A 20,943-nucleotide genomic window follows, 5' to 3' on the forward strand; every position below is an offset into this window, starting at 1 on the left:
GGGGCGGCTTGCGGACGGGCCCCGGCGCGTACGGGCGCCCGGGCCCTCGCGGAAGGCCGTGCCCGCCCGTCCGTCCGTCAGGCGCGGCCGATCGGGGCCAGCACCGCCGAGGTGAGGGCGGCCAGGTCCGCGGGGGAGAGCTCCACCTCCAGGCCGCGGCGGCCCGCCGAGACGCAGACGGTCGTGTGCTCCGAGGCGGAGGCGTCGAGGACGGTACGGAGCCGCTTGCGCTGGCCCAGCGGCGAGATGCCGCCCCGGACGTACCCCGTGGTGCGCTCCGCCGCCGCCGGGTCGGCCATCACGGCCCGCTTCCCGCCGACCGCCGAGGCCAGCGCCTTCAGGTCCAGCTGGCCGGCCACCGGGACCACCGCGACCGTCAGTTCGCCGTCGACGTCCGCGACCAGCGTCTTGAAGACCCGGTCGGGGGAGACGCCGAGGGCCTCCGCCGCCTCCTCGCCGTAGGAGGGGGAGGCCGGGTCGTGCTCGTACGCGTGCAGCGTGAACGGCGTGCCGGCCGCCGTCAGGGCCACGGTCGCCGGAGTGCCTCCGCCGTTCTTCTTCTGCTTCTTCGCCACGCGCTCTTCCTCGGCTCGGTCAGCTCGGTCGGCCCGACGGGGGCCGCGTCAGTTCGGGTACGTCGGGGTCTGCGTCAGGTCCACCACCGGCAGCGACGGCAGATGCCGCAGCACCGCGGTCTCCGCCCGCAGCAGCGTCAGCTCCTCGCGCAGCCGGGTCGCCGTGTCCGGTGCCTGGAGCAGCCGCTGCTTCGACGGGATGTCGAGCACCGCCGCCGCCGCGACCAGGTACGACACCACGGAGGGCTCGTCCGGCAGCTCACTCGTCGTCAGCGAGCGCTCCCGGGCGCCCGCGAGGCGCTTCTGGTAGCTCCGGAAGGCCCGCAGCACCCCCTCGGCGAGCGTGCCCGCCTCCTCGCCCTGCTCCTCGGGGATCTCCTCGACCTCGGCCGTCAGGAACGGCCCGCTCGCGTCGACCGACAGCAGCTTCACCCGGGTCGTACCGGTGGCCATCACCTCGAAGCTGCCGTCGGCGCGCTCCCGGATCGACGCCGCGTCGGCGACGCAGCCGACCCGGTGGAAGGCCTGGACGGGATCGGAGCCGAAGCCCGCCGCCGGGCCCTTCTCCGGCAGCGCCGTCTGGTCCGGCATGCCGGGGGCCGTCGGCGCGACCTCGCGGCCGTCGCGGATGGCGACGACGGCGAAGCGACGCGGCTGGGCGTCGTCGATCGTGAGCAGCTCGCGCATCATGGCGCGATAACGCTCCTCGAAGACGTTCAGGGGCAGTACGAGGCCCGGGAACAGCACCGTGTTGAGCGGGAAGAGAGGCAGACGGGCGGTGGTCACAGCGGCCAAGCCTAATGGCCGCCGGGCCCGCCCCGTCCGGCCCGTCCACGACCGGTGCCCCGCAGCGGCGTCCGGCGGGCCAGCTCGCCCCGCACCCGGTCCCGCGCGGCCAGGAAACGGAGGAGGGGGTCCTCCGGTGCGGCACCCCGCGCCGCACCCCAGGGGAACGAGGTCGCGTACGGGCCGATCCGCCCGAACTCCTCCCACGCCTCCGTCCAGCGCGCCCGCTCGACCAGCACGTACGCCAGCAGGTTGCGGACCTCGGCCGGCCACGGGTCGCCCGCCGGGAACGCCGCCGACAGGGCCAGGGCACGGGCCACCGCCCGGTCGACCCGGTCGGCGGGCACGGACCCGTCGGGCCCCGGCGGCACCCGCAGCCCGTCGTAGGCCGCGCGGACCGGCAGCGCCCCGACGAGCGAGTCCGGCGCGGCGTCCTCGGCGGCCTGCTCGGCGAAGTCGAAGGCGGCGCGGTGCGAGCCGTACCACTGCGCGGAGAGGTACTTCAGCGCGGCGACGTGGCAGCCGTAGTGGTGCGGGGAGCGGCGCACGGCCTGCTCCCACAGCGACTCGAAGACCGCGTGCCCGGCGTGCGCCCCGCGCGCGTGGTCCAGGGCCAGCCGCCACGGCACCGGGTCGTGCCGGGCCTCCCCGGCGATCTCCCGCACCAGGGGGGCGAGCTCGCGCAGCCGCTCGGCCCGCGCCGGGGACTCCCAGGCCCTGCGGACGGCCAGCTGCGCCGTGACGAGGAGGGCGTCGGGATCGCCGGGCGCGGCGGCGAGCCAGCCGGTGAGCCAGCCGCCCCTGTGGTACGCGAAGGCGGCGAGCCGGGTGACGTACCGGTCGCGGTCCTCCCACTCGGCGGCGTCCCGGGTGGTGGCGAGCAGCTTCGCCGCGGGCTCCGGATCGCCGAGGGCGGCGGCGACCAGGGCGGGGGAGAGCCGCTCGTCGGGGGCGTCGAGCAGCACGTCGGCGTCCGGCACGAGCGCGGCGGTGAGCCGCGGCGCGTGCCGGGCCGAGCGGACGGTGCCGAGCAGGGCGCGGAGCAAGGACATGGTGCTGTGCATTCTCCCCCGCCCCCGCCCGTCACGGCAGCCGCGTCACGGGGTCGCGACAGCACCCTCACCTGGCGGTGACACCACCCCCTCACCCCCTCCGCAGCAGCCGGGTCGCGCCCGCCGCCACCGTCGTCGCGAGGATCCAGCCGAGGAGGATCAGGGCCGTCGTCACCCACTGCCAGAGGCCCTCCAGCCGCCAGTAGCCGTCCTGTCCGAGGTTGATCACGGGGAGCAGCAGGTCGAGCGCGTACAGCGTGGCGTTCCACTCGGGGGCCTCGTCCGCCTTCAGCGGTATCGGGCGGTAGTGGGAGAAGGCCACCGTGCCCGCCGCCCACAGCACGGCCATCCACAGCGCGGCCCGGCCCGGCCGGTAGCCGTACGCCACGGTCCAGTCCTGGAGGTAGCCCCACAGCTTCCCCGCGATGGGCAGGGTCTCCCGCCGGCGCCGCTGCTTGGCGAGCAGCACCTGGCGGGCGTCCGCGTCCTCGCCGCTGTTCCGCAGGACCGTCGCGAGCCGCTCGTACGGCTCGGGGGCGTACTCCGGGGTCGCCGCCGCCACCCACTCCAGGCGCCGGGCCAGCGGGAAGTGGCCGTACGGCACCAGGTTCTCGTAGGCGAAGCCGCCCATCGCGAGCCCGCCGGGCCCCGGCCAGCTGGTCGACAGGTCGATCAGGGTGACGACCTTGGCGCCGTTGAGCACCACGCGTCCCTCCTCCGGGCGCTCGCCGTTGAACCGCAGCTCCGGGGTCACGATCCGGCGCAGCGACACCTCGTCCCGCCGGGCGCCGTCCAGCAGGAAGCGGGCGTGGTGCAGGTCCACCGCGTCACCGAACCGGCCGTCGTCGAGCCGCACCCCGCCGTGGCACTCCACCGGCTTGCGCCGGGTGCCCTGGGCGGGCGTCACCCCGTACGGCGGGGTGGCCGTGGTGTTCCCCGTACGGCCCGCGCTCCCCGTCTCCTCGTACACCCAGGCCGCGTTCAGGTAGAGCGAGCGCTCCACCGTCAGCTGCGGCGCGTTCAGCGCGCGGCGGCCCTGCGCCCCGCGCAGCACGCTGCCCCGCAGGCTGAGCGAGACCCCGACGTTCGCCCCGCGCAGGCTCAGCTCCCCGTGGCTCTCGATCAGCTCGGCCTGGAGGTCCTGGGCGACCACCATCCCGTCCGCCGTGATCGCCCGCCCCCGCCGGTCCGGCCACACCTGGATCTGGTTGATCAGCAGGTCCGTGCCGATCTGCGCGTCCGTCAGCCGGATGCCGCGCCGCACCCGGCAGCGCGGCAGGTGCAGGTCCCCCTCCGTGTGCAGCCGGGCCGCCTCCAGGCGCGGCAGCGCGCACTCCACCATCCGCAGGGTGCCGAACCGGGCCTCGGGCAGCACCACCTCGTCGTCGAACCGGCAGCCGTGCAGCTCCACGTACGGCCCTATGGTCCCGCCCGCCAGGTTCAGCACGCCGGTGATCCTGACCCCGCGCAGCTTCAGCGCGGCCACCCGCCCGGACCGGGCCGACGGCCCGTCGAGCAGCAGCAGCGCCACCACGTCGGCGCGGACGCTCCGCTCCTCCCCCCACTGCCATGCCCCGAAAGGGTCGTCCCGCTCCGCGACCCCCTCCGTCAGATCGCAGGTCCTGCCGATCCGGAACGCCCGCCACATGGCCCGCTCCGGGCCCGTGAGACCGTCCGGCATCCCGTCCTCGTGCGGCTCGGTCACTGCCGCCCCCTCGCTTTCCACGATCCGCTCCCACGATTCCGCTCACCGGGATTCGTGGATTCGTACAGCCGTTCTTCCCGCTGGGTGACGGGCTGAACGCTAACGGTCAGCTGTGGCGACAAGACGCCAGTGGGGCGCGTATCAGTCACTGATTGGCATGTATCAGCTGTTGATACGGCCGACCGGCGTTCTGGAGCCGTCTGCGAGAATTGACCCGTGATCTCTCGAATCGATCTGCGCGGTGAGACCCTGCCCGAGGGTTCCGCCCTGCGCGACCTGCTGCCCCGTGCCGAGTTCGACGTGGAAGCCGCCCTGGAGAAGGTGCGGCCGATCTGCGAGGACGTCCGGCATCATGGCGCGGCCGCGGTGATCGACTACGGGGAGAAATTCGACGGCGTCCGCGTCCCGGGCCTCCGCGTCCCCGCCGGGGCGATCGCCCGCGCCCTCGACGAGCTCGACCCCGCCGTCCGCGCCGCCCTGGAGGAGTCCATCCGGCGCGCCCGGCTCGTCCACCGCGAGCAGCGCCGCACCACCCACACCACCCAGGTCGTCCCCGGCGGCACCGTCACCGAGAAGTGGATCCCGGTCGAGCGCGTCGGCCTGTACGTGCCGGGCGGCCGCTCCGTCTACCCGTCCTCCGTCGTGATGAACGTCGTCCCGGCCCAGGAGGCCGGCGTCGAGGGCGTGGCCATCGCCTCGCCCCCGCAGAAGGACTTCGACGGCCTTCCGCACCCGACGATCCTGGCCGCCTGCGCCCTGCTCGGCGTCGACGAGGTCTACGCCGCCGGCGGCGCCCAGGCCATCGCCATGTTCGCCTACGGCACGGAGGGGCCGGAGGGCTGCGCCCCCGTCAACCTGGTCACCGGCCCCGGCAACATCTACGTGGCCGCCGCCAAGCGCCTCCTCAAGGGCCGCATCGGCATCGACGCCGAGGCCGGCCCGACGGAGATCGCGATCCTCGCGGACTCCACCGCCGACCCGGTGCACGTCGCCGCCGACCTCATCAGCCAGGCCGAGCACGACCCGATGGCCGCCTCCGTCCTCGTCACCGACTCGGACGAGCTGGCCGCCGCCACCGAGGCCGAGCTGAAGACCCAGGTCGCCGCCTCCAAGCACGTCGACGACCGGATCGTCCCGGCCCTGGCCGGCCGCCAGTCCGCGATCGTCCTCGTCCGCGACCTCGCCGACGGCCTCAAGGTCGTCGACGCGTACGGCGCCGAGCACCTGGAGATCCAGACCGCCGACGCCGCCGCCGTCGCCGACCGGGTCCGCAACGCGGGCGCGATCTTCGTCGGCCCCTGGGCGCCGGTCTCGCTCGGCGACTACTGCGCCGGCTCCAACCACGTGCTGCCCACCGGCGGCTGCGCCTGCCACTCCTCGGGCCTGTCCGTACAGTCCTTCCTGCGCGGCGTGCACATCGTGGACTACACGCGCGACGCCCTCGCCGACGTCGCCCACCACGTCGTCACCCTCGCCGAGGCCGAGGACCTCCCGGCCCACGGCGCCGCGATCAAGGCCCGGTTCGGATGGAAGGTCCCCGAGAGCAAGTGACCGAGAACGACACCATCCGGATCGACGACCTCCCGATCCGCGACGAGCTGAGGGGCAAGTCCCCCTACGGCGCCCCCCAGCTCGACGTGCCCGTCCAGCTGAACACCAACGAGAACCCCTACCCGCTGCCCGAGCCCCTGGTGGCCCGGATCGCGGAGCGGGTCGCCGAGGCCGCCCGCGGCCTCAACCGCTACCCCGACCGGGACGCGATCGAGCTCCGCACCGAGCTGGCCCGCTACCTGACCCGCACCGGGAAGCACCCGGTCGCCGTCGGGAACGTCTGGGCGGCCAACGGCTCCAACGAGGTCCTCCAGCAGCTGCTGCAGACCTTCGGCGGACCCGGCCGCACCGCGATCGGCTTCGAGCCCTCGTACTCGATGCACGCCCTGATCGCCCGCGGCACCGGCACCGGCTGGATCTCCGGCCCGCGCAACGAGGACTTCACCATCGACGTCGAGGCGGCCGTCCGGGCCATCGCCGAGAGCGCGCCGGACGTCGTCTTCATCACCTCGCCCAACAACCCCACCGGCACCGCGGTCGAGGCCGACACGGTCCTCGCCCTGTACGAGGCGGCCCAGGCGGCCAAGCCCTCGGTGGTCGTCGTGGACGAGGCGTACGTGGAGTTCAGCCACCGCGACTCGCTGCTGCCGCTCCTGGAGGGCCGCCCGCACCTGGTGGTCTCCCGGACCATGTCCAAGGCCTTCGGCGCCGCCGGGCTCCGCCTCGGCTACCTCGCCGCCGCCCCGGCCGTGGTCGACGCCGTGCAGCTGGTCCGCCTGCCGTACCACCTCTCGGCCGTCACCCAGGCCACCGCGCTCGCCGCCCTGGAGCACACCGACACCCTCCTCGGGTACGTCGAGCAGCTCAAGGCCGAGCGCGACCGGCTCGTCACCGAGCTGCGCGCCCTCGGCTGCGAGGTCACCCCCTCCGACGCCAACTTCGTGCAGTTCGGGAAGTTCCCCGACGCGCACGCGGCCTGGCAGAAGATCCTCGACCGGGGCGTCCTGGTCCGGGACAACGGCGTACCGGGCCGGCTGCGGGTCACCGCAGGCACCCCCGAAGAGAACGACGCGTTCCTCGACGCGGTCCGTGAATTGATGAAGGAGCAGGAACGATGAGCCGCGTAGGCCGCGTTGAGCGCACCACCAAGGAGACCTCCGTCGTCGTCGAGATCGACCTCGACGGCACCGGGAAGGTCGACGTGTCGACCGGGGTCGGCTTCTACGACCACATGCTCGACCAGCTCGGCCGGCACGGCCTCTTCGACCTGACGGTCAAGACCGACGGCGACCTGCACATCGACTCGCACCACACCATCGAGGACACCGCCCTCGCCCTCGGCGCCGCCTTCAAGCAGGCCCTCGGCGACAAGGTCGGGATCTACCGCTTCGGCAACTGCACCGTCCCGCTGGACGAGTCGCTCGCCCAGGTCACCGTGGACCTCTCCGGCCGCCCGTACCTCGTGCACACCGAGCCCGAGAACATGGCGCCGATGATCGGCTCGTACGACACGACGATGACCCGGCACATCCTGGAGTCCTTCGTCGCCCAGGCCCAGATCGCGCTGCACGTCCACGTGCCGTACGGCCGCAACGCCCACCACATCGTGGAGTGCCAGTTCAAGGCCCTGGCCCGCGCCCTGCGCTACGCCTCCGAGCGCGACCCGCGCGCCGCAGGCATCCTCCCCTCCACGAAGGGCGCGCTCTAGTCGTGAACGGCCTCTCCAGCGTCCTCATCCTCGTCGGGCTCTTCCTGCTCGGCGGCATCTACTCCTTCGTCAAACAGCAGATGCCCAAGGGACTGATCGTGCTCCTCTCCATCGGTGCCGCGATGTGTCTCTCCGCCGGCGTGCTGCGCCTGGAGGTGTGGTCATGAGCACGACCCCCCCGAAGAAGGTCGTCGTCTTCGACTACGGCTTCGGCAACGTGCGCTCCGCCGAGCGCGCGCTCGCCCGGGTCGGCGCCGACGTCGAGATCACCCGCGACTACGACAAGGCCATGAACGCCGACGGGCTCCTCGTCCCCGGCGTCGGCGCCTTCTCCGCCTGCATGCAGGGCCTCAGGGAGGCCCGCGGCGACTGGATCATCGGCCGCCGGCTCTCCGGCGGCCGCCCGGTCATGGGCATCTGCGTCGGCATGCAGATCCTCTTCGCCCAGGGCATCGAGCACGGCGTGGAGACCGAGGGCCTCGACGAGTGGCCCGGCACGGTCGAGCCGCTGAACGCCCCCGTCGTCCCCCACATGGGCTGGAACACGGTCGACGCGCCCGCCGACACGCAGCTGTTCGCGGGGCTCGACGCCGACGCCCGGTACTACTTCGTGCACTCCTACGCGGTGCGCGAGTGGACCCTGGAGGTCGGCAACCCCAACATCCGCGCGCCCAAGGTCACCTGGGCCACCCACGGCGAGCCCTTCGTCGCGGCCGTGGAGAACGGCGCCCTGTGGGCGACCCAGTTCCACCCCGAGAAGTCCGGCGACGCCGGAGCCCAGCTCCTCACCAACTGGATCGGAACCCTGTGAGCACTCTCGAACTCCTCCCCGCCGTCGACGTCCGCGACGGCCAGGCCGTCCGGCTCGTCCACGGCGAGTCCGGCAGCGAGACCTCCTACGGCTCTCCGCTGGAGGCCGCCCTGGCCTGGCAGCGCGCCGGCGCCGAGTGGCTCCACCTGGTCGACCTGGACGCCGCCTTCGGCACGGGCGACAACCGCGACCTGGTCCGCCAGGTCACCGAGGCCATGGACATCAAGGTCGAGCTCTCCGGCGGCATCCGCGACGACGCCACGCTCGCCGCGGCCCTCGCCACCGGCTGCACCCGCGTCAACCTCGGCACCGCCGCCCTGGAGACCCCCGAGTGGGTCGCCAAGGTCATCGCCGAGTTCGGCGACAGGATCGCCGTCGGCCTCGACGTGCGCGGCACGACCCTGCGCGGCCGCGGCTGGACCCGCGACGGCGGCGACCTGTACGAGACGCTGGCCCGCCTCGACTCCGAGGGCTGCTCCCGCTACGTCGTCACCGACATCGCCAAGGACGGCACCCTCCAGGGCCCCAACCTGGAGCTCCTGAAGAACGTCTGCGCGGCCACCGACAAGCCCGTCGTCGCCTCCGGCGGCGTGTCCTCCCTGGACGACCTGCGGGCCCTGTCCGGCCTCGTCCCGCTGGGCGTCGAGGGCGCGATCGTCGGCAAGGCGCTGTACGCCAAGGCCTTCACCCTCGAAGAGGCGCTCGCGGCGGTGGCGTCGTGACCCCGGAGGGCCGGGGCGAGATCCGCAAGGTCGTCACCGGTGCTCCCTGGGAGGAGCAGTTCGGCTACTCCCGCGCGGTCGAGCTGCCGAACGGAACGGTCCTGGTCTCCGGCTGCACGTCCGTGGTCGACGGCCAGATCGCCGACGGCGGCCCGTACGAGCAGGCCCTCAACTCCTTCAACGTGGCCTTCGACGCCCTGAAGCAGCTGGACCTCGGCCCCGAGGACGTCGTGCGCACCCGGATGTACATCACGCACGCCCGGGACGTGGAGGAGGTCGGCCGCGCCCACAAGGAGCTGTTCGACGCGGTGCGCCCCGCCGCCTCGATGATCATCGTCTCGGGCTTCGTCGACCCCCGCCTGGTGGTCGAGGTCGAGGTCGAGGCGTACAGGAGTGATGCGGCATGAGCCTCGCCGTACGAGTGATCCCCTGCCTGGACGTGGACAACGGCCGGGTCGTCAAGGGCGTCAACTTCCAGAACCTGCGGGACGCGGGCGACCCCGTCGAGATGGCCAAGCTGTACGACGCCGAGGGCGCCGACGAGCTGACCTTCCTCGACATCACCGCCTCCTCCGGCAACCGGGAGACCACCTACGACGTGGTGCGCCGCACCGCCGAGCAGGTCTTCATCCCGCTCACGGTCGGCGGCGGCGTCCGCTCGGCCGAGGACGTCGACAAGCTGCTGCGGGCCGGCGCCGACAAGGTGGGCGTCAACACCGCCGCCATCGAGCGCCCCGAGCTGATCCAGGAGATCGCGGAGCGCTTCGGCCGGCAGGTGCTCGTCCTGTCCGTGGACGCGCGCCGCACCGCCTCGGGCTCCTTCGAGGTGACGACGCACGGCGGCCGCAAGGGCACCGGCATCGACGCCGTCGAGTGGGCGCACCGGGCCGCCGAGCTGGGCGCGGGCGAGATCCTGCTCAACTCGATGGACGCCGACGGCACGAAGGACGGCTACGACACCGAGATGATCGCGGCCGTGCGCAAGCACGTGACGGTGCCGGTGATCGCCTCCGGCGGCGCGGGCAAGCCGGCCGACTTCCCGCCGGCCGTGGCGGCGGGCGCGGACGCGGTGCTCGCGGCCTCCGTCTTCCACTTCGGCGACCTGCGGATCTCGCAGGTCAAGGACACGCTGCGGGAGGCGGGCCACCCGGTCCGCTGACCGGAGGTTCCGCTTGTCGAAGGGCCCCCGCGGGGGCCCTTCCCCTTTCCCGGATGTGCAGGATTATTTGTGCAATTCCCATTGCGCAAGTTTTCTTTCGTGTCTACGGTCGTGGACATGACCTCGTCGGAGAACCGCCGGATCACCGATCTCGGCACCCTCAAAGCCATCTCGCACCCGCTGCGGATGCGCCTCTACCGCGCCCTGCACGTGGCCCGCGCCGCCACCGCCTCCCAGCTCGCCGAGCAGGTCGACGAAGCCGTGTCGCTGGTCAGCTACCACCTGCGCAAACTCGCCGAGCACGGCCTCATCGAGGAGGCCGAGGCCCGGTCGGCGGACGGCCGGGAGCGCTGGTGGCAGCCCAGCTCGTACGGGTTCAGCATCCACGACGAGGACGTCCGCGACGCCCCCGAGCTCGCCGCGGCCACCACCGCCTTCGGCCGCACCGTCGACGAACAGCGCACCGAGCTCCACCGCCGCTTCCTCGACGAGCGCCTCACCTGGTCCGACGAGTGGCGCTCCGCCTCCATCAGCTCCGAATGGCTCCCGCGCCTCACCGCCGCCGAGCTCGCCGCCCTCGGAGCCGAGCTGGACGCCGTCCTCCGGAAGTACGACCAGCAGGCCCGCGCCGCCGAGGCCGCCGGCGACACCGAGGGCCGCGAGAACGTCGCCGTCCACCTCCACGGCTTCCCCTACCGCGCATGACCGCCACCGTCCTCGCCGCCGGGGAGCGCCCCGCCCACCGCAGCCCCCAGGTCCTGCGCTGGCTCGGCGCCCACACCGCCTCCACGCTCGGCGACAGCGTCTACCACCTCGCCCTCTCCTGGTCCGCCGTCAGCGGCGGCACCCCCGCCCAGGCCGGGCTCGTCATGACCGTCTCCGCCGTCCCCCGCGCCCTGCTCATGCTCGGCGGGGGAGTCATCGCCGACCGCCTCGGTCCGCGCCACGTCGTCATCGCCTCCGACACCGTCCGCGCCCTGGTCGTCCTCGGCCTCGCCGCGACCCTGCTCCTCGCCTCGCCCGGCCTGTGGGCGCTCGCCGCCGTCGCCCTCGTCTTCGGCGTCGTCGACGCCCTCTTCCTGCCCGCCGTCGGCGCCCTGCCGCCCCGGATCGCCGAACGCGACCAGCTCGCCCGCGTCCAGGGCATGCGCGGCCTCTCCTCCCGCCTCGGCGCCGTCCTCGGCGCCCCGCTCGGCGGCCTCGCCGTCGCCCTCGGCGGCACGGCCGCCGCCTTCGGCGTCGCCGGAGTGCTCTTCGCCCTCTCGATCCCCCTGCTGAGCGCGCTCCGCCTCCGGCCGCTGTCCGACGCGGACCAGGCCCGCGACGGCACCGCCCTGCGCGACCTCGCCGACGGACTGCGCTACCTGCGCGGACACCGGGTCCTCGGCCCGCTGATGATCGTCGTGCTCCTCAGCGACCTCGGCTTCGTCGGCCCCCTCAACGTCGGCCTCGCCGTCCTCTCCGAACAGCGCGGCTGGGGCGCCTCCGGCATCGGCTGGATCCTCGCCGGCTTCGGCACGGGCGCGGGCGCCGCCTCCCTGCTCCTGACCGTGCGCGGGCGGGTCCCGCACGCCGGGGCCGTCAGCGGCTGGACCATGACGGTCGGCGCCGTCTCCATCGGCGCCCTCGCCTTCACCCCGTACCTGCCCGCGGCGGCCGCCGTCGCCCTCTCCGTCGGCCTGCTCGCCGGACTCTCCGGGGCGCTGGTCAACGCCCTCGTCCAGACGGAGTGCGAGCCCGCCTACCTGGGGCGGGTGACCGCCGTGTCCGGCCTCGCCAGCCTGGGCATAGCCCCGCTGTCCTTCCCCGTCACCGGCGCGGCGATCGGCCTGTGGGGCCCCGGCCCGGTCTTCGCCGCGAGCGCCTCGATCTGCGCCCTCGCCGGCGTCTACACCCTCGCCGTCCCGGCCCTCCGCCGCGCCGAACTCCCGGAAGGCTAGATCCCCAGCTGCTTCGTCTCCCGCAGCCGCTCGATCGCCTCCGGCTCGCCCTCCAGCGCCACCTTCGCCGAGTCCTGGCGGCCGTACAGGTACATCGTCAGCTCGCCCGGCTCCCCGGAGGCCGTCACCACCGGGGTGCCGCGGTGGGCCACCACCGTCTGCCCGTTCGGACGGCGCAGCACCAGGCCCACCGGGGCCTTGCGGCCGAGGAGCCGGGCCATCCGCTCCAGACGGGACCAGAGGGCGTCCGCGAAGACCGGGTCCAGCTCGCGGGCCGACCAGTCGGGCTGGGCACGGCGCACGTCCTCCGCGTGCACGTAGAACTCGACGACGTTCGCCCCCTCGTCCACCTGCTTGATGGTGAAGGGCGAGAACCGCGGCGGGCCCGTGCGGATGAGCCGGATCAGCTCCTCGTACGGCTTGTCGGCGAACTCCGCCTGCACCCGGTCGAGCCGCTCCTTCAGCACCGGTACGACGGAACCCGCCGCCGCGTCCGGACGCCGCTCCCGCACCACCACATGGGCCGCGAGGTCCCGGGTCCGCCAGCCCTCGCAGAGCGTCGGGGCGTCCGGGCCCGCCGCCTCCAACAGATCGGAGAGCAGAAGCCGTTCACGTTTCGCATGGGTCGACATGCCCGCCAGCGTACGACCGGCGCGCGCGGTCCGCCCAGTGGACGCCCGGCCGGACACCACCCCGGAGCGCGGCACAATGACCCCATGAGCAGCACGCCCCGGACCCCCAGTGACCTCGACCAGGCCATCGCCGCCCGCCTCAAGCGCAGCCCCGACGGCCTGGTCCCCGCCATCGCCCAGCAGTACGACACGGGCGAGGTACTGATGCTGGGCTGGATGGACGACGAGGCCCTCCACCGCACCCTCACCACCGGCCGCTGCACCTACTGGTCCCGCAGCCGCAACGAGTACTGGGTCAAGGGCGACACCTCCGGACACGTCCAGCACGTCAAGTCCGTCGCCCTCGACTGCGACGCCGACACCCTCCTCGTCAAGGTCGACCAGGTCGGCGCCGCCTGCCACACCGGCACCCGCACCTGCTTCGACTCCGACGTGCTCCCCGTCTCCCAGTAAGGTCCGGTGCCATGGATCTCGAGACCTTCCGCAAGCTGGCGGCAGATCGCCGCGTCATCCCCGTCAGCCGCAGGCTCCTCGCGGACGGCGACACCCCGGTCGGGCTCTACCGCAAGCTCGCCGCCGAACGCCCCGGCACCTTCCTCCTCGAATCCGCGGAGAACGGCCGCAGCTGGTCCCGCTACTCCTTCATCGGAGTCCGCAGCGACGCCACCCTGACGGTCAAGGACGGGCAGGCCCACTGGCTGGGCACCCCGCCCGTCGGCGTCCCCACCGACGGCGACCCGCTCGCCGCCCTGCGCGCCACCGTGGAGACCCTCCACACCCCGCGCGACCTCGCCTCCGGAATGCCGCCCTTCACCGGCGGCATGGTCGGCTACCTCGGCTACGACATCGTCCGCCGCCTGGAGAAGATCGGCGAGCACGGCCGCGACGACCTGCGGCTCCCCGAGCTGACCATGCTCCTCACCAGCGACCTCGCGGTCCTCGACCACTGGGACGGCTCGGTCCTGCTGATCGCCAACGCGATCAACCACAACGACCTGGAGACCGGCGTCGACGAGGCGTACGCGCACGCCGTCGCCCGCCTCGACGCCATGCAGGCCGACCTGGCCCGCCCCGTCGCCACCGTCCCCGCCGCCCTGCCGGACTCCGCCCTGCCCGAGTTCTCGGCGCTCTGGGGCGGCCCCGCCTACCAGGACGCCGTCGAGGACATCAAGGAGCGCATCCGGGCCGGCGAGGCCTTCCAGGTCGTGCCCTCGCAGCGCTTCGAGACCCCCTGCGCCGCCTCCGCGCTCGACGTGTACCGGGTCCTGCGGGCCACCAACCCGTCCCCGTACATGTACCTCTTCCGCTTCGAGAACGGCTTCGACGTCGTCGGCTCCTCGCCCGAGGCCCTCGTCAAGGTCGAGGACGGGCGGGCCATGCTCCACCCCATCGCCGGCACCCGGCACCGCGGCGCCACCCCGCAGGAGGACCACGACCTCGCCGAGGAGCTGCTCGCCGACCCCAAGGAGCGCGCCGAGCACCTCATGCTCGTCGACCTGGGCCGCAACGACCTCGGCCGGGTCTGCACGCCCGGCTCCGTGGAGGTCGTCGACTTCATGTCGATCGAGCGCTACTCGCACGTCATGCACATCGTCTCCACCGTCACCGGCGAGGTCGCCGAGGGCCGGACCGCCTTCGACGTCCTCACCGCCTGCTTCCCCGCCGGCACCCTCTCCGGCGCGCCCAAGCCCCGCGCCATGCAGATCATCGAGGAGCTCGAACCCTCCCGGCGCGGCCTCTACGGCGGATGTGTCGGTTATCTCGATTTCGCCGGGGACGCCGACACCGCCATCGCCATCCGCACCGCCCTGCTCCGGGACGGAACGGCGTACGTGCAGGCCGGAGCGGGTGTCGTCGCCGACTCCGACCCGGTCGCCGAGGACAACGAGTGCCGCAACAAGGCCGCGGCCGTGCTCCGCGCCGTGCACACCGCCAACCGGATGAACGACAAGTGAGCACGTAAGGGATAGTGGGGTACGTGAGTGCCGTACCCGTACCCCAGCCCCGGGCCGCCCGCGCGGCCGTCCCCACCGGCGGCCGCCGCAGCCTGGCCGCGGCCCTCCTCCTCGGCGCCCTCGGCGCCACCGTCGTCCTGCTCTCCGCCGGCCAGATCTGGGCGGAGGGCACCGCGTCCGTCGGCGGCGGCAGCGTCCCCGTCGAGGCCGACGGCGGCACCGTCACCGGTGTCCCGACCGCCCTCGCGATCGTCGGCCTCGCCGCGCTCTTCGCCGTCTTCGCCGTCCGCCGCACCGGGCGCACGCTCGTCGCCGCGCTCCTCGCGCTCAGCGGCGCGGGCGCCGCGCTCGCCGCGGTCCTCGGCGCCTCCGACAGCACCGCGCTCGACGCCGAGGCCGCCCGCATCAGCGGCGACACCGCCGCCGCCGTCGCCGGCCTCACCCACACCGTCTGGCCGTACGTGACGGCCGCGGGCGCCCTCCTCATCCTGCTCGCCGGCCTCTTCGCCCTCCGCTTCGGCAAGAACTGGCCGGCGATGGGCGGCCGCTACGAGCGCTCCGGCGCCCCGCGCGCCGGCCGCAGGGCCCCCACGACCGACCCCGACCGGCCCGAGGACCTCTGGAAGGCCCTGGACCGCGGCGAGGACCCCACCCACGGCGGGTGACCGGTCACGGGCGACCGACGGGCCCCATCGCGACGCGTGATCGTCCCGGCACCCCCGATTCATCCTCGCGCGCCCACGTGCGGGACAATGAACGCCGAGTGTCCGCGCACGCGAGACCTCACCATCGAGCAACTGCAACGAGGAGCAACTCATGGCGGGCAGCGCCCACGGACACACCCCGGCCGCCTGGACCGGTGTCATCATCTCCTTCATCGGCTTCTGCATCGCCGGCGTCTTCATGGTGGCCGCCAACCTGCCCGGTTTCTGGGCCGGTGTGGGCGTCATCGTCCTCGGCGGCATCGTCGGCGGCGCGATGAAGGCGGCGGGCCTCGGCATGCCGAAGGAGTCGGCCGCCGTCGCCGCCGCCCGCGAGGCCGCGACCGAGACCGCCCGGGCCCGCGCCTGACGCGACACGACGCATCCGAGGGCGCAGTCCGGCCGTGCCGGGCTGCGCCCCCGCGCGTCAGGGGCGAGAATCACCGCGTGGACGCGCAGCCGACGACCGAGGCCGAGACCCTCCCCACCCACCCGGGTGAACCCACCCGCCCGAATCCCCCGGCACCACCGGAGCCGGACGTGACGCCACGGGAGGCCACCGCGCCGGCCGTGCCGCCGGCGGCGCCGCCCGTGCCGCCTGTGCCGTCGGCCGCGCCGCCCGGGTCACAAGGGCCCGGTACCTGGCCCGGGGCTCCCGCGCCGCAGGGGCCCGGCGCCTGGCACGGGGGCGTACCCGCCCCGCCGCCGCCCCCGTCGCGGTCGCTCCCGCGGCGGCTGCTGCCGCCCGTCGCCACCCTCGCCGGGGTCGTCGCCGCGTTCGTCTACGTGGGCGCCGTCGACCCCAACGAGCCCGGGCACTACCCCGTCTGCCCGCTCCTCCGCTTCACCGGCGTCTACTGCCCCGGCTGCGGCGGGCTCCGCAGCGCCCACGCCTTCGCCCACGGCGACCTGCCGGCCGCCCTGGGCGCCAACGCCCTCGCCGTCGTCGGCTACGGGATCTTCGCCGTCGTCATGGCCGTATGGCTGGTTCGCGCGGTCCGCGCGGTGCCCATGCGCCTCGCCGTCTCCCCCGTCCTGTGGTGGGGGGTCGGGGCCGTCCTCGCCCTCTTCACCCTGGTCAGGAACCTTCCCTTCGGCTCCGCGCTGGCCCCCTGAGAGTCCGCGGAAATCCCACGGAGAGTCCCAGCAGATGGGACGCGACTCCGGCCGATGCGAATCCCGGGCCCTCCTGCGGATAGGATCGAAGTGGCTGAACCTGGTTCATCATCACCGTCCCGGAAGGGGGCCCCTCGCGTGAGTGTGCTCGACGAGATCATCGAAGGCGTGCGCGCCGACCTCGCAGAGCGACAGGCGCGGGTCACCCTCGACGAGCTCAAGGAGCGCGCCGCAAAGGCGCCGCAGGCCAAGGACGGCGTCGCCGCACTGCGCGGGGACGGCGTCAAGGTGATCTGCGAGGTCAAGCGCTCCAGCCCGTCCAAGGGGGCGCTCGCCGCGATCGCCGACCCGGCCGGTCTCGCCGCGGACTACGAGGCGGGCGGCGCCGCCGTCATCTCCGTCCTCACCGAGCAGCGCCGCTTCGGCGGCTCGCTCGCCGACCTGGAGGCCGTCCGCGCCCGGGTCGACATCCCCGTGCTGCGCAAGGACTTCATCGTCACCGCGTACCAGCTCTGGGAGGCACGGGCGTACGGAGCGGACCTCGCGCTCCTCATCGTCGCCGCCCTGGAGCAGGAGGCGCTGGTCTCCCTCATCGAGCGTGCCGAGTCCATCGGGCTGACCCCGCTGGTCGAGGTCCACGACGAGGAGGAGGTCGAGCGCGCCGTCGACGCGGGCGCCCGCATCATCGGCGTCAACGCGCGCGACCTCAAGACCCTCAAGGTCGACCGCTCCACCTTCGAGCGCGTCGCCCCCGAGATCCCCGCGCACATCGTCAAGGTCGCCGAGTCCGGCGTCCGGGGCCCGCACGACCTCATCGCCTACGCCAACGCGGGCGCCGACGCGGTCCTCGTCGGCGAGTCCCTCGTCACCGGCCGCGACCCGAAGGCCGCCGTCGCCGACCTCGTCGCCGCCGGCGCCCACCCGGCGCTCCGCCACGGCCGGAGCTGACCGAACCGTGACCCCCGTCCGCGCCACGCCGACCGCCCCGGGCCCCGCCCCGGGCGGCGCCGTCGTGCCCGCGGACGCCTCGGGCCGTCGCGGTCGGCTCCGTACCGCCGCCGCCCCCGTCTCCAAGCACGCCCCCCTGGCCAGGGGCTGCCGCCCGCGCGGCTGCCGCGCGCCCGCCCGCCGTGTCCACGGCCGCCGGGTCCGCTACGTCATCGGCTCCGAGCCGGGCCAGGTCAACGGCATGCGATGGCGCCCGCGCCTCGCGCGCGTTCTCACGTACGACGTCTAGCCCCGTTGTGGGCATTCGTTCCGCTGGGGCGGAACGGGTGGGCACAACGGAACGGCGCCCTTTGGCGGCGCCTCGCTCCCTGTGCCCCGACCCGCACCACCGGCGCGGGCGCCAAGGGCGCGGCTCCAGGCGCGGAAGCCTGGGCCCGGTACGGGGCGCCGTCCCGTGTGCCCACCCGTCCCGCCCTGCGGGACGACTGCCCACACGGCCCCGGGGCGGCGACGTTGACCTACGTGAGTTGCTCGCGCGCATACCGTGACCACCGACCCCACGTATCCCGGGGCACCCGCCCCGCGAGGAGCATCCGCATGTCCAGCGAGTTCTTCATCCCGGACCTGGAAGGCCAGGTCCCCAGCCCGGAGGGCTACTTCGGCGCCTACGGCGGCAAGTTCATCCCGGAGGCCCTCGTCGCCGCCGTCGACGAGGTCGCCGTCGAGTACGAGAAGGCCAAGGCCGACCCCGAGTTCGCCCGCGAGCTCAACGGCCTGATGGTCGACTACACCGGCCGCCCGAGCGCCCTCACGGAGGTGCCCCGGTTCGCCGAGCACGCCGGCGGCGCCCGGATCTTCCTCAAGCGCGAGGACCTCAACCACACCGGCTCGCACAAGATCAACAACGTGCTCGGCCAGGCCCTCCTGACCAAGCGCATGGGCAAGACGCGGGTCATCGCCGAGACCGGCGCCGGCCAGCACGGCGTGGCCACGGCCACCGCCTGCGCCCTCTTCGGCCTCGACTGCACCATCTACATGGGCGAGATCGACACCCAGCGCCAGGCCCTCAACGTGGCCCGGATGCGGATGCTCGGCGCCGAGGTCGTCGCCGTGAAGTCCGGCAGCCGCACCCTCAAGGACGCCATCAACGAGGCCTTCCGCGACTGGGTCGCCAACGTGGACCGGACGCACTACCTCTTCGGCACCGTCGCCGGCCCGCACCCCTTCCCCGCCATGGTCCGCGACTTCCACCGGGTCATCGGCGTCGAGGCCCGCCGCCAGATCCTGGAGCGCGCCGGGCGCCTGCCCGACGCGGCCATCGCCTGCGTCGGCGGCGGCTCCAACGCCATCGGGCTCTTCCACGCCTTCGTCCCGGACGCGGACGTGCGCCTGATCGGCTGCGAGCCGGCCGGCCACGGCGTCGAGACCGGCGAGCACGCGGCCACCCTCACCGCCGGCGAGCCCGGCATCCTGCACGGGTCCAGGAGCTACGTCCTCCAGGACGACGAGGGCCAGATCACCGAGCCGTACTCGATCTCGGCGGGCCTGGACTACCCGGGCATCGGCCCCGAGCACGCGTACCTGAAGGACAGCGGGCGCGGCGAGTACCGGGCCGTCACCGACGACGCCGCCATGCAGGCGCTGCGGCTGCTCTCCCGCACCGAGGGCATCATCCCGGCCATCGAGTCGGCGCACGCCCTCGCCGGGGCCCTGGAGGTCGGCAAGGAGCTCGGCAGGGACGCCCTGCTCCTGGTGAACCTCTCCGGGCGCGGCGACAAGGACATGGACACGGCCGCCCGCTACTTCGGGCTGTACGACACCGACGCCGAGGTGGCCGCGAACCAGGCGGACATCGCCGAGATCCAGGGGGACGCGAAGTGACCGGCAACATCCAGCTGCTCAGCGACACCCTCGCCGCGGCGAAGGCCGAGGACCGGGCCGCGCTCATCGCGTACCTGCCGGCCGGCTTCCCCACCGTCGACGGCGGGATCGCCGCGATCAAGGCCGTCTTCGACGGCGGCGCCGACGTGGTCGAGGTCGGGCTCCCGCACAGCGACCCGGTCCTCGACGGTCCGGTCATCCAGACCGCCGACGACATCGCGCTGCGCGGCGGCGTGAAGATCGCCGACGTCATGCGGACGGTCCGCGAGGCCCACGAGGCCACCGGCAAGCCGGTCCTCGTCATGACGTACTGGAACCCGATCGACCGGTACGGCATCGAGCGCTTCACCGAGGAGCTCGCCGAGGCCGGCGGCGCGGGCTGCATCCTGCCCGACCTGCCGGTCCAGGAGTCCGCCGTCTGGCGGGAGCACGCCGACAAGCACGGTCTCGCGACCGTCTTCGTCGTCGCGCCCAGCAGCAAGGACGAGCGCCTCGCCACCATCACCGCCGCCGGCTCCGGCTTCGTCTACGCCGCCTCGCTCATGGGCGTCACCGGCACCCGCGAGTCGGTCGGCGAGCAGGCGGCCGACCTGGTCCGCCGCACCCGCGCCACCTCCGAGATCCCCGTGTGCGTCGGGCTCGGCGTCTCCAACGCCACGCAGGCGAAGGAGGTCGCCGGCTTCGCCGACGGCGTCATCGTCGGCTCCGCCTTCGTGCAGCGGATCCTCGACGCCGACGGCGACGAGGCGGCCGGGCTCGCCGCCGTAAGGGAACTGGCGGCCGAACTCGCCGAGGGCGTCCGCCGCGTTTCGTAGCCCGTTCGGGTGGACATCGGACCGGGGAGGCGCGGATGTGCCTCCCCGGTTCGTTGCCTGGGGCGTGAGCGAGAACAAGCGGAACGGTACGCAGAACGCCCGGGAGCGCCTCAAGGAGCAGCGCGAGCGCGACAAGGCCCGCGAGAAGCAGCGACGCGTCCTGATCGTGTCGGCGGCCGTGGTCGGTGTCCTCGGCCTGGCCGCCGTCGTCGGCGTGATCGCCGCGGGCGGCGACAAGAACAGCGGATCGGACAAGGCGGGGCCGGTGGTCGCGCCGACCGCGGCGACGGACGAGGACGGCAAGCCCGCCATCCCCACGGGCAAGGCGGACGCCCCGTCGACGCTCGCGGTCTGGGAGGACTTCCGCTGCCCGGCCTGTGCCCAGTTCGAGAACGTCATGCGGGACGCCATCCACGAGCTGGAGGCCTCCGGCGCGCTCAAGGTCGACTACCACCTCGCCACCCTCATCGACGGGAACATGGGCGGCAGCGGCTCGCTGCGCGCGGCGAACGCGGCGGCGTGCGCCCAGGACGCGGGGAAGTTCACCGCGTACCACGACACGCTCTACGTCAACCAGCCGCCGGAGACGGACGACGCCTACGGGAAGAACGACAAGCTGATCGAGCTGGCGGCCAAGGTGCCGGGGCTCGACACGCCGGCCTTCCGCAGCTGTGTGAACGACGGCACGCACGACGGCTGGGTGAAGAAGTCGCACGAGGCCTTCCAGAACGGCGGCTTCCGCGGCACCCCGTCCGTCCTCCTCAACGGAGAATCGATCTTCCCGACCAAGGGGAACGAGCAGATCTCCCCGGCGAACCTGAAGAAGTGGGTCGCCGAGGCCAACAAGGGCAAGAAGCCGGGTACCGCCTCCCCGTCGGCGGGCTAG

The 20,943-nt window shown here is 73.7% G+C and carries 25 protein-coding genes; 20 read left to right on the top strand and 5 right to left on the bottom strand.

Annotation, left to right across the window (positions count from 1 at the left end; all coding sequences use genetic code 11):
• Positions 1-77: 77 nt before the first annotated feature.
• From ybaK to ACFYUZ_RS03320, 4 genes are all read right to left on the bottom strand, one after another.
• Positions 78-575, bottom strand: a complete 498-nt coding sequence (gene ybaK / locus ACFYUZ_RS03305) for a Cys-tRNA(Pro) deacylase (RefSeq protein WP_389305835.1) — start codon at positions 573-575, stop codon at positions 78-80.
• 48 nt (positions 576-623) lie between these two features.
• On the bottom strand, positions 624-1,361 hold the full coding sequence (locus ACFYUZ_RS03310) for an LON peptidase substrate-binding domain-containing protein (RefSeq protein WP_389305836.1): 738 nt from the start codon (positions 1,359-1,361) through the stop codon (positions 624-626).
• Positions 1,362-1,372: 11 nt separating this feature from the next.
• Positions 1,373-2,425 (bottom strand): hypothetical protein, encoded by a 1,053-nt coding sequence (locus ACFYUZ_RS03315; protein ID WP_389305838.1) that lies wholly within the window; start codon positions 2,423-2,425, stop codon positions 1,373-1,375.
• 79 nt (positions 2,426-2,504) lie between these two features.
• Complete coding sequence (locus ACFYUZ_RS03320; protein WP_389305840.1) at positions 2,505-4,118, bottom strand: oxidoreductase; 1,614 nt, start codon at positions 4,116-4,118, stop codon at positions 2,505-2,507.
• 216 nt (positions 4,119-4,334) lie between these two features.
• Between ACFYUZ_RS03320 and hisD the strand changes: the two genes are divergently transcribed.
• From hisD to ACFYUZ_RS03370, 10 genes are all read left to right on the top strand, one after another.
• Positions 4,335-5,669 (top strand): histidinol dehydrogenase, encoded by a 1,335-nt coding sequence (gene hisD / locus ACFYUZ_RS03325; RefSeq protein WP_389305842.1) that lies wholly within the window; start codon positions 4,335-4,337, stop codon positions 5,667-5,669.
• On the top strand, positions 5,666-6,787 hold the full coding sequence (locus tag ACFYUZ_RS03330; RefSeq protein WP_389305844.1) for a histidinol-phosphate transaminase: 1,122 nt from the start codon (positions 5,666-5,668) through the stop codon (positions 6,785-6,787). The genes hisD and ACFYUZ_RS03330 overlap by 4 nt, the downstream gene beginning before the upstream one ends.
• The gene (gene hisB, locus ACFYUZ_RS03335) at positions 6,784-7,377 is read left to right on the top strand and encodes an imidazoleglycerol-phosphate dehydratase HisB (RefSeq protein WP_030492957.1); all 594 of its coding nucleotides are present in this window, start codon (positions 6,784-6,786) and stop codon (positions 7,375-7,377) included. The genes ACFYUZ_RS03330 and hisB overlap by 4 nt, the downstream gene beginning before the upstream one ends.
• A 2-nt stretch (positions 7,378-7,379) precedes the next feature.
• Positions 7,380-7,544, top strand: a complete 165-nt coding sequence (locus ACFYUZ_RS03340) for a hypothetical protein (RefSeq protein WP_389305846.1) — start codon at positions 7,380-7,382, stop codon at positions 7,542-7,544.
• Positions 7,541-8,188 carry an imidazole glycerol phosphate synthase subunit HisH gene (gene hisH, locus ACFYUZ_RS03345; RefSeq protein ID WP_389305848.1) on the top strand — a complete coding sequence of 216 codons (648 nt, stop codon included), beginning with the start codon at positions 7,541-7,543 and terminating at the stop codon, positions 8,186-8,188. Before ACFYUZ_RS03340 ends, hisH begins: the two co-directional genes overlap by 4 nt.
• Entirely contained in the window at positions 8,185-8,910 is a 726-nt protein-coding gene (priA, locus tag ACFYUZ_RS03350) for a bifunctional 1-(5-phosphoribosyl)-5-((5-phosphoribosylamino)methylideneamino)imidazole-4-carboxamide isomerase/phosphoribosylanthranilate isomerase PriA (RefSeq protein WP_356906342.1), read from the top strand. Before hisH ends, priA begins: the two co-directional genes overlap by 4 nt.
• Positions 8,907-9,317: a RidA family protein gene (locus tag ACFYUZ_RS03355; protein WP_389305849.1), complete on the top strand. Its 411-nt coding sequence runs from the start codon at positions 8,907-8,909 to the stop codon at positions 9,315-9,317. The genes priA and ACFYUZ_RS03355 overlap by 4 nt, the downstream gene beginning before the upstream one ends.
• Positions 9,314-10,069, top strand: coding sequence for an imidazole glycerol phosphate synthase subunit HisF (hisF, locus tag ACFYUZ_RS03360; RefSeq protein ID WP_389305851.1), 756 nt, complete (start codon positions 9,314-9,316; stop codon positions 10,067-10,069). Before ACFYUZ_RS03355 ends, hisF begins: the two co-directional genes overlap by 4 nt.
• Before the next feature lie 117 nt (positions 10,070-10,186).
• On the top strand, positions 10,187-10,774 hold the full coding sequence (locus tag ACFYUZ_RS03365; RefSeq protein ID WP_389305852.1) for an ArsR/SmtB family transcription factor: 588 nt from the start codon (positions 10,187-10,189) through the stop codon (positions 10,772-10,774).
• Positions 10,771-12,009, top strand: coding sequence for an MFS transporter (locus ACFYUZ_RS03370; RefSeq protein ID WP_389305854.1), 1,239 nt, complete (start codon positions 10,771-10,773; stop codon positions 12,007-12,009). Before ACFYUZ_RS03365 ends, ACFYUZ_RS03370 begins: the two co-directional genes overlap by 4 nt.
• Here the strand turns inward: ACFYUZ_RS03370 and ACFYUZ_RS03375 are convergent.
• Positions 12,006-12,641, bottom strand: a complete 636-nt coding sequence (locus ACFYUZ_RS03375; protein WP_389305856.1) for a TIGR03085 family metal-binding protein — start codon at positions 12,639-12,641, stop codon at positions 12,006-12,008. The genes ACFYUZ_RS03370 and ACFYUZ_RS03375 overlap by 4 nt on opposite strands.
• 84 nt (positions 12,642-12,725) lie before the next feature.
• Between ACFYUZ_RS03375 and hisI the strand changes: the two genes are divergently transcribed.
• The 10 genes from hisI to ACFYUZ_RS03425 all read left to right on the top strand — a co-directional run bounded on the left by hisI (position 12,726) and on the right by ACFYUZ_RS03425 (position 20,943).
• Complete coding sequence (hisI, locus tag ACFYUZ_RS03380; RefSeq protein ID WP_389305858.1) at positions 12,726-13,094, top strand: phosphoribosyl-AMP cyclohydrolase; 369 nt, start codon at positions 12,726-12,728, stop codon at positions 13,092-13,094.
• A gap of 11 nt (positions 13,095-13,105) precedes the next feature.
• Positions 13,106-14,596, top strand: a complete 1,491-nt coding sequence (locus ACFYUZ_RS03385) for an anthranilate synthase component I (RefSeq protein WP_389305860.1) — start codon at positions 13,106-13,108, stop codon at positions 14,594-14,596.
• A 14-nt stretch (positions 14,597-14,610) separates the two neighbouring features.
• Positions 14,611-15,261: a TIGR02234 family membrane protein gene (locus ACFYUZ_RS03390; RefSeq protein WP_389305862.1), complete on the top strand. Its 651-nt coding sequence runs from the start codon at positions 14,611-14,613 to the stop codon at positions 15,259-15,261.
• 151 nt (positions 15,262-15,412) lie between these two features.
• Positions 15,413-15,667, top strand: coding sequence for an HGxxPAAW family protein (locus ACFYUZ_RS03395; protein WP_389305864.1), 255 nt, complete (start codon positions 15,413-15,415; stop codon positions 15,665-15,667).
• Positions 15,668-15,867: 200 nt separating this feature from the next.
• Positions 15,868-16,413, top strand: a complete 546-nt coding sequence (locus tag ACFYUZ_RS03400; RefSeq protein WP_389306263.1) for a DUF2752 domain-containing protein — start codon at positions 15,868-15,870, stop codon at positions 16,411-16,413.
• Positions 16,414-16,551: 138 nt separating this feature from the next.
• Positions 16,552-17,361 carry an indole-3-glycerol phosphate synthase TrpC gene (gene trpC, locus ACFYUZ_RS03405; RefSeq protein WP_041128741.1) on the top strand — a complete coding sequence of 270 codons (810 nt, stop codon included), beginning with the start codon at positions 16,552-16,554 and terminating at the stop codon, positions 17,359-17,361.
• 7 nt (positions 17,362-17,368) lie between these two features.
• Positions 17,369-17,650, top strand: a complete 282-nt coding sequence (trpM, locus tag ACFYUZ_RS03410) for a tryptophan biosynthesis modulator TrpM (protein ID WP_389305866.1) — start codon at positions 17,369-17,371, stop codon at positions 17,648-17,650.
• Positions 17,651-17,958: 308 nt separating this feature from the next.
• A complete protein-coding gene (trpB, locus tag ACFYUZ_RS03415) occupies positions 17,959-19,242 on the top strand; it encodes a tryptophan synthase subunit beta (protein ID WP_389305868.1) in 1,284 nt (427 codons plus the stop codon).
• Positions 19,239-20,057, top strand: coding sequence for a tryptophan synthase subunit alpha (gene trpA / locus ACFYUZ_RS03420; RefSeq protein ID WP_389305870.1), 819 nt, complete (start codon positions 19,239-19,241; stop codon positions 20,055-20,057). Before trpB ends, trpA begins: the two co-directional genes overlap by 4 nt.
• Before the next feature lie 64 nt (positions 20,058-20,121).
• Positions 20,122-20,943 carry a thioredoxin domain-containing protein gene (locus ACFYUZ_RS03425; protein WP_389305872.1) on the top strand — a complete coding sequence of 274 codons (822 nt, stop codon included), beginning with the start codon at positions 20,122-20,124 and terminating at the stop codon, positions 20,941-20,943.

This window comes from Streptomyces sp. NPDC004266, from assembly GCF_042874095.1.
In the GTDB taxonomy this organism is placed as follows: Bacteria; Actinomycetota; Actinomycetes; order Streptomycetales; family Streptomycetaceae; genus Streptomyces.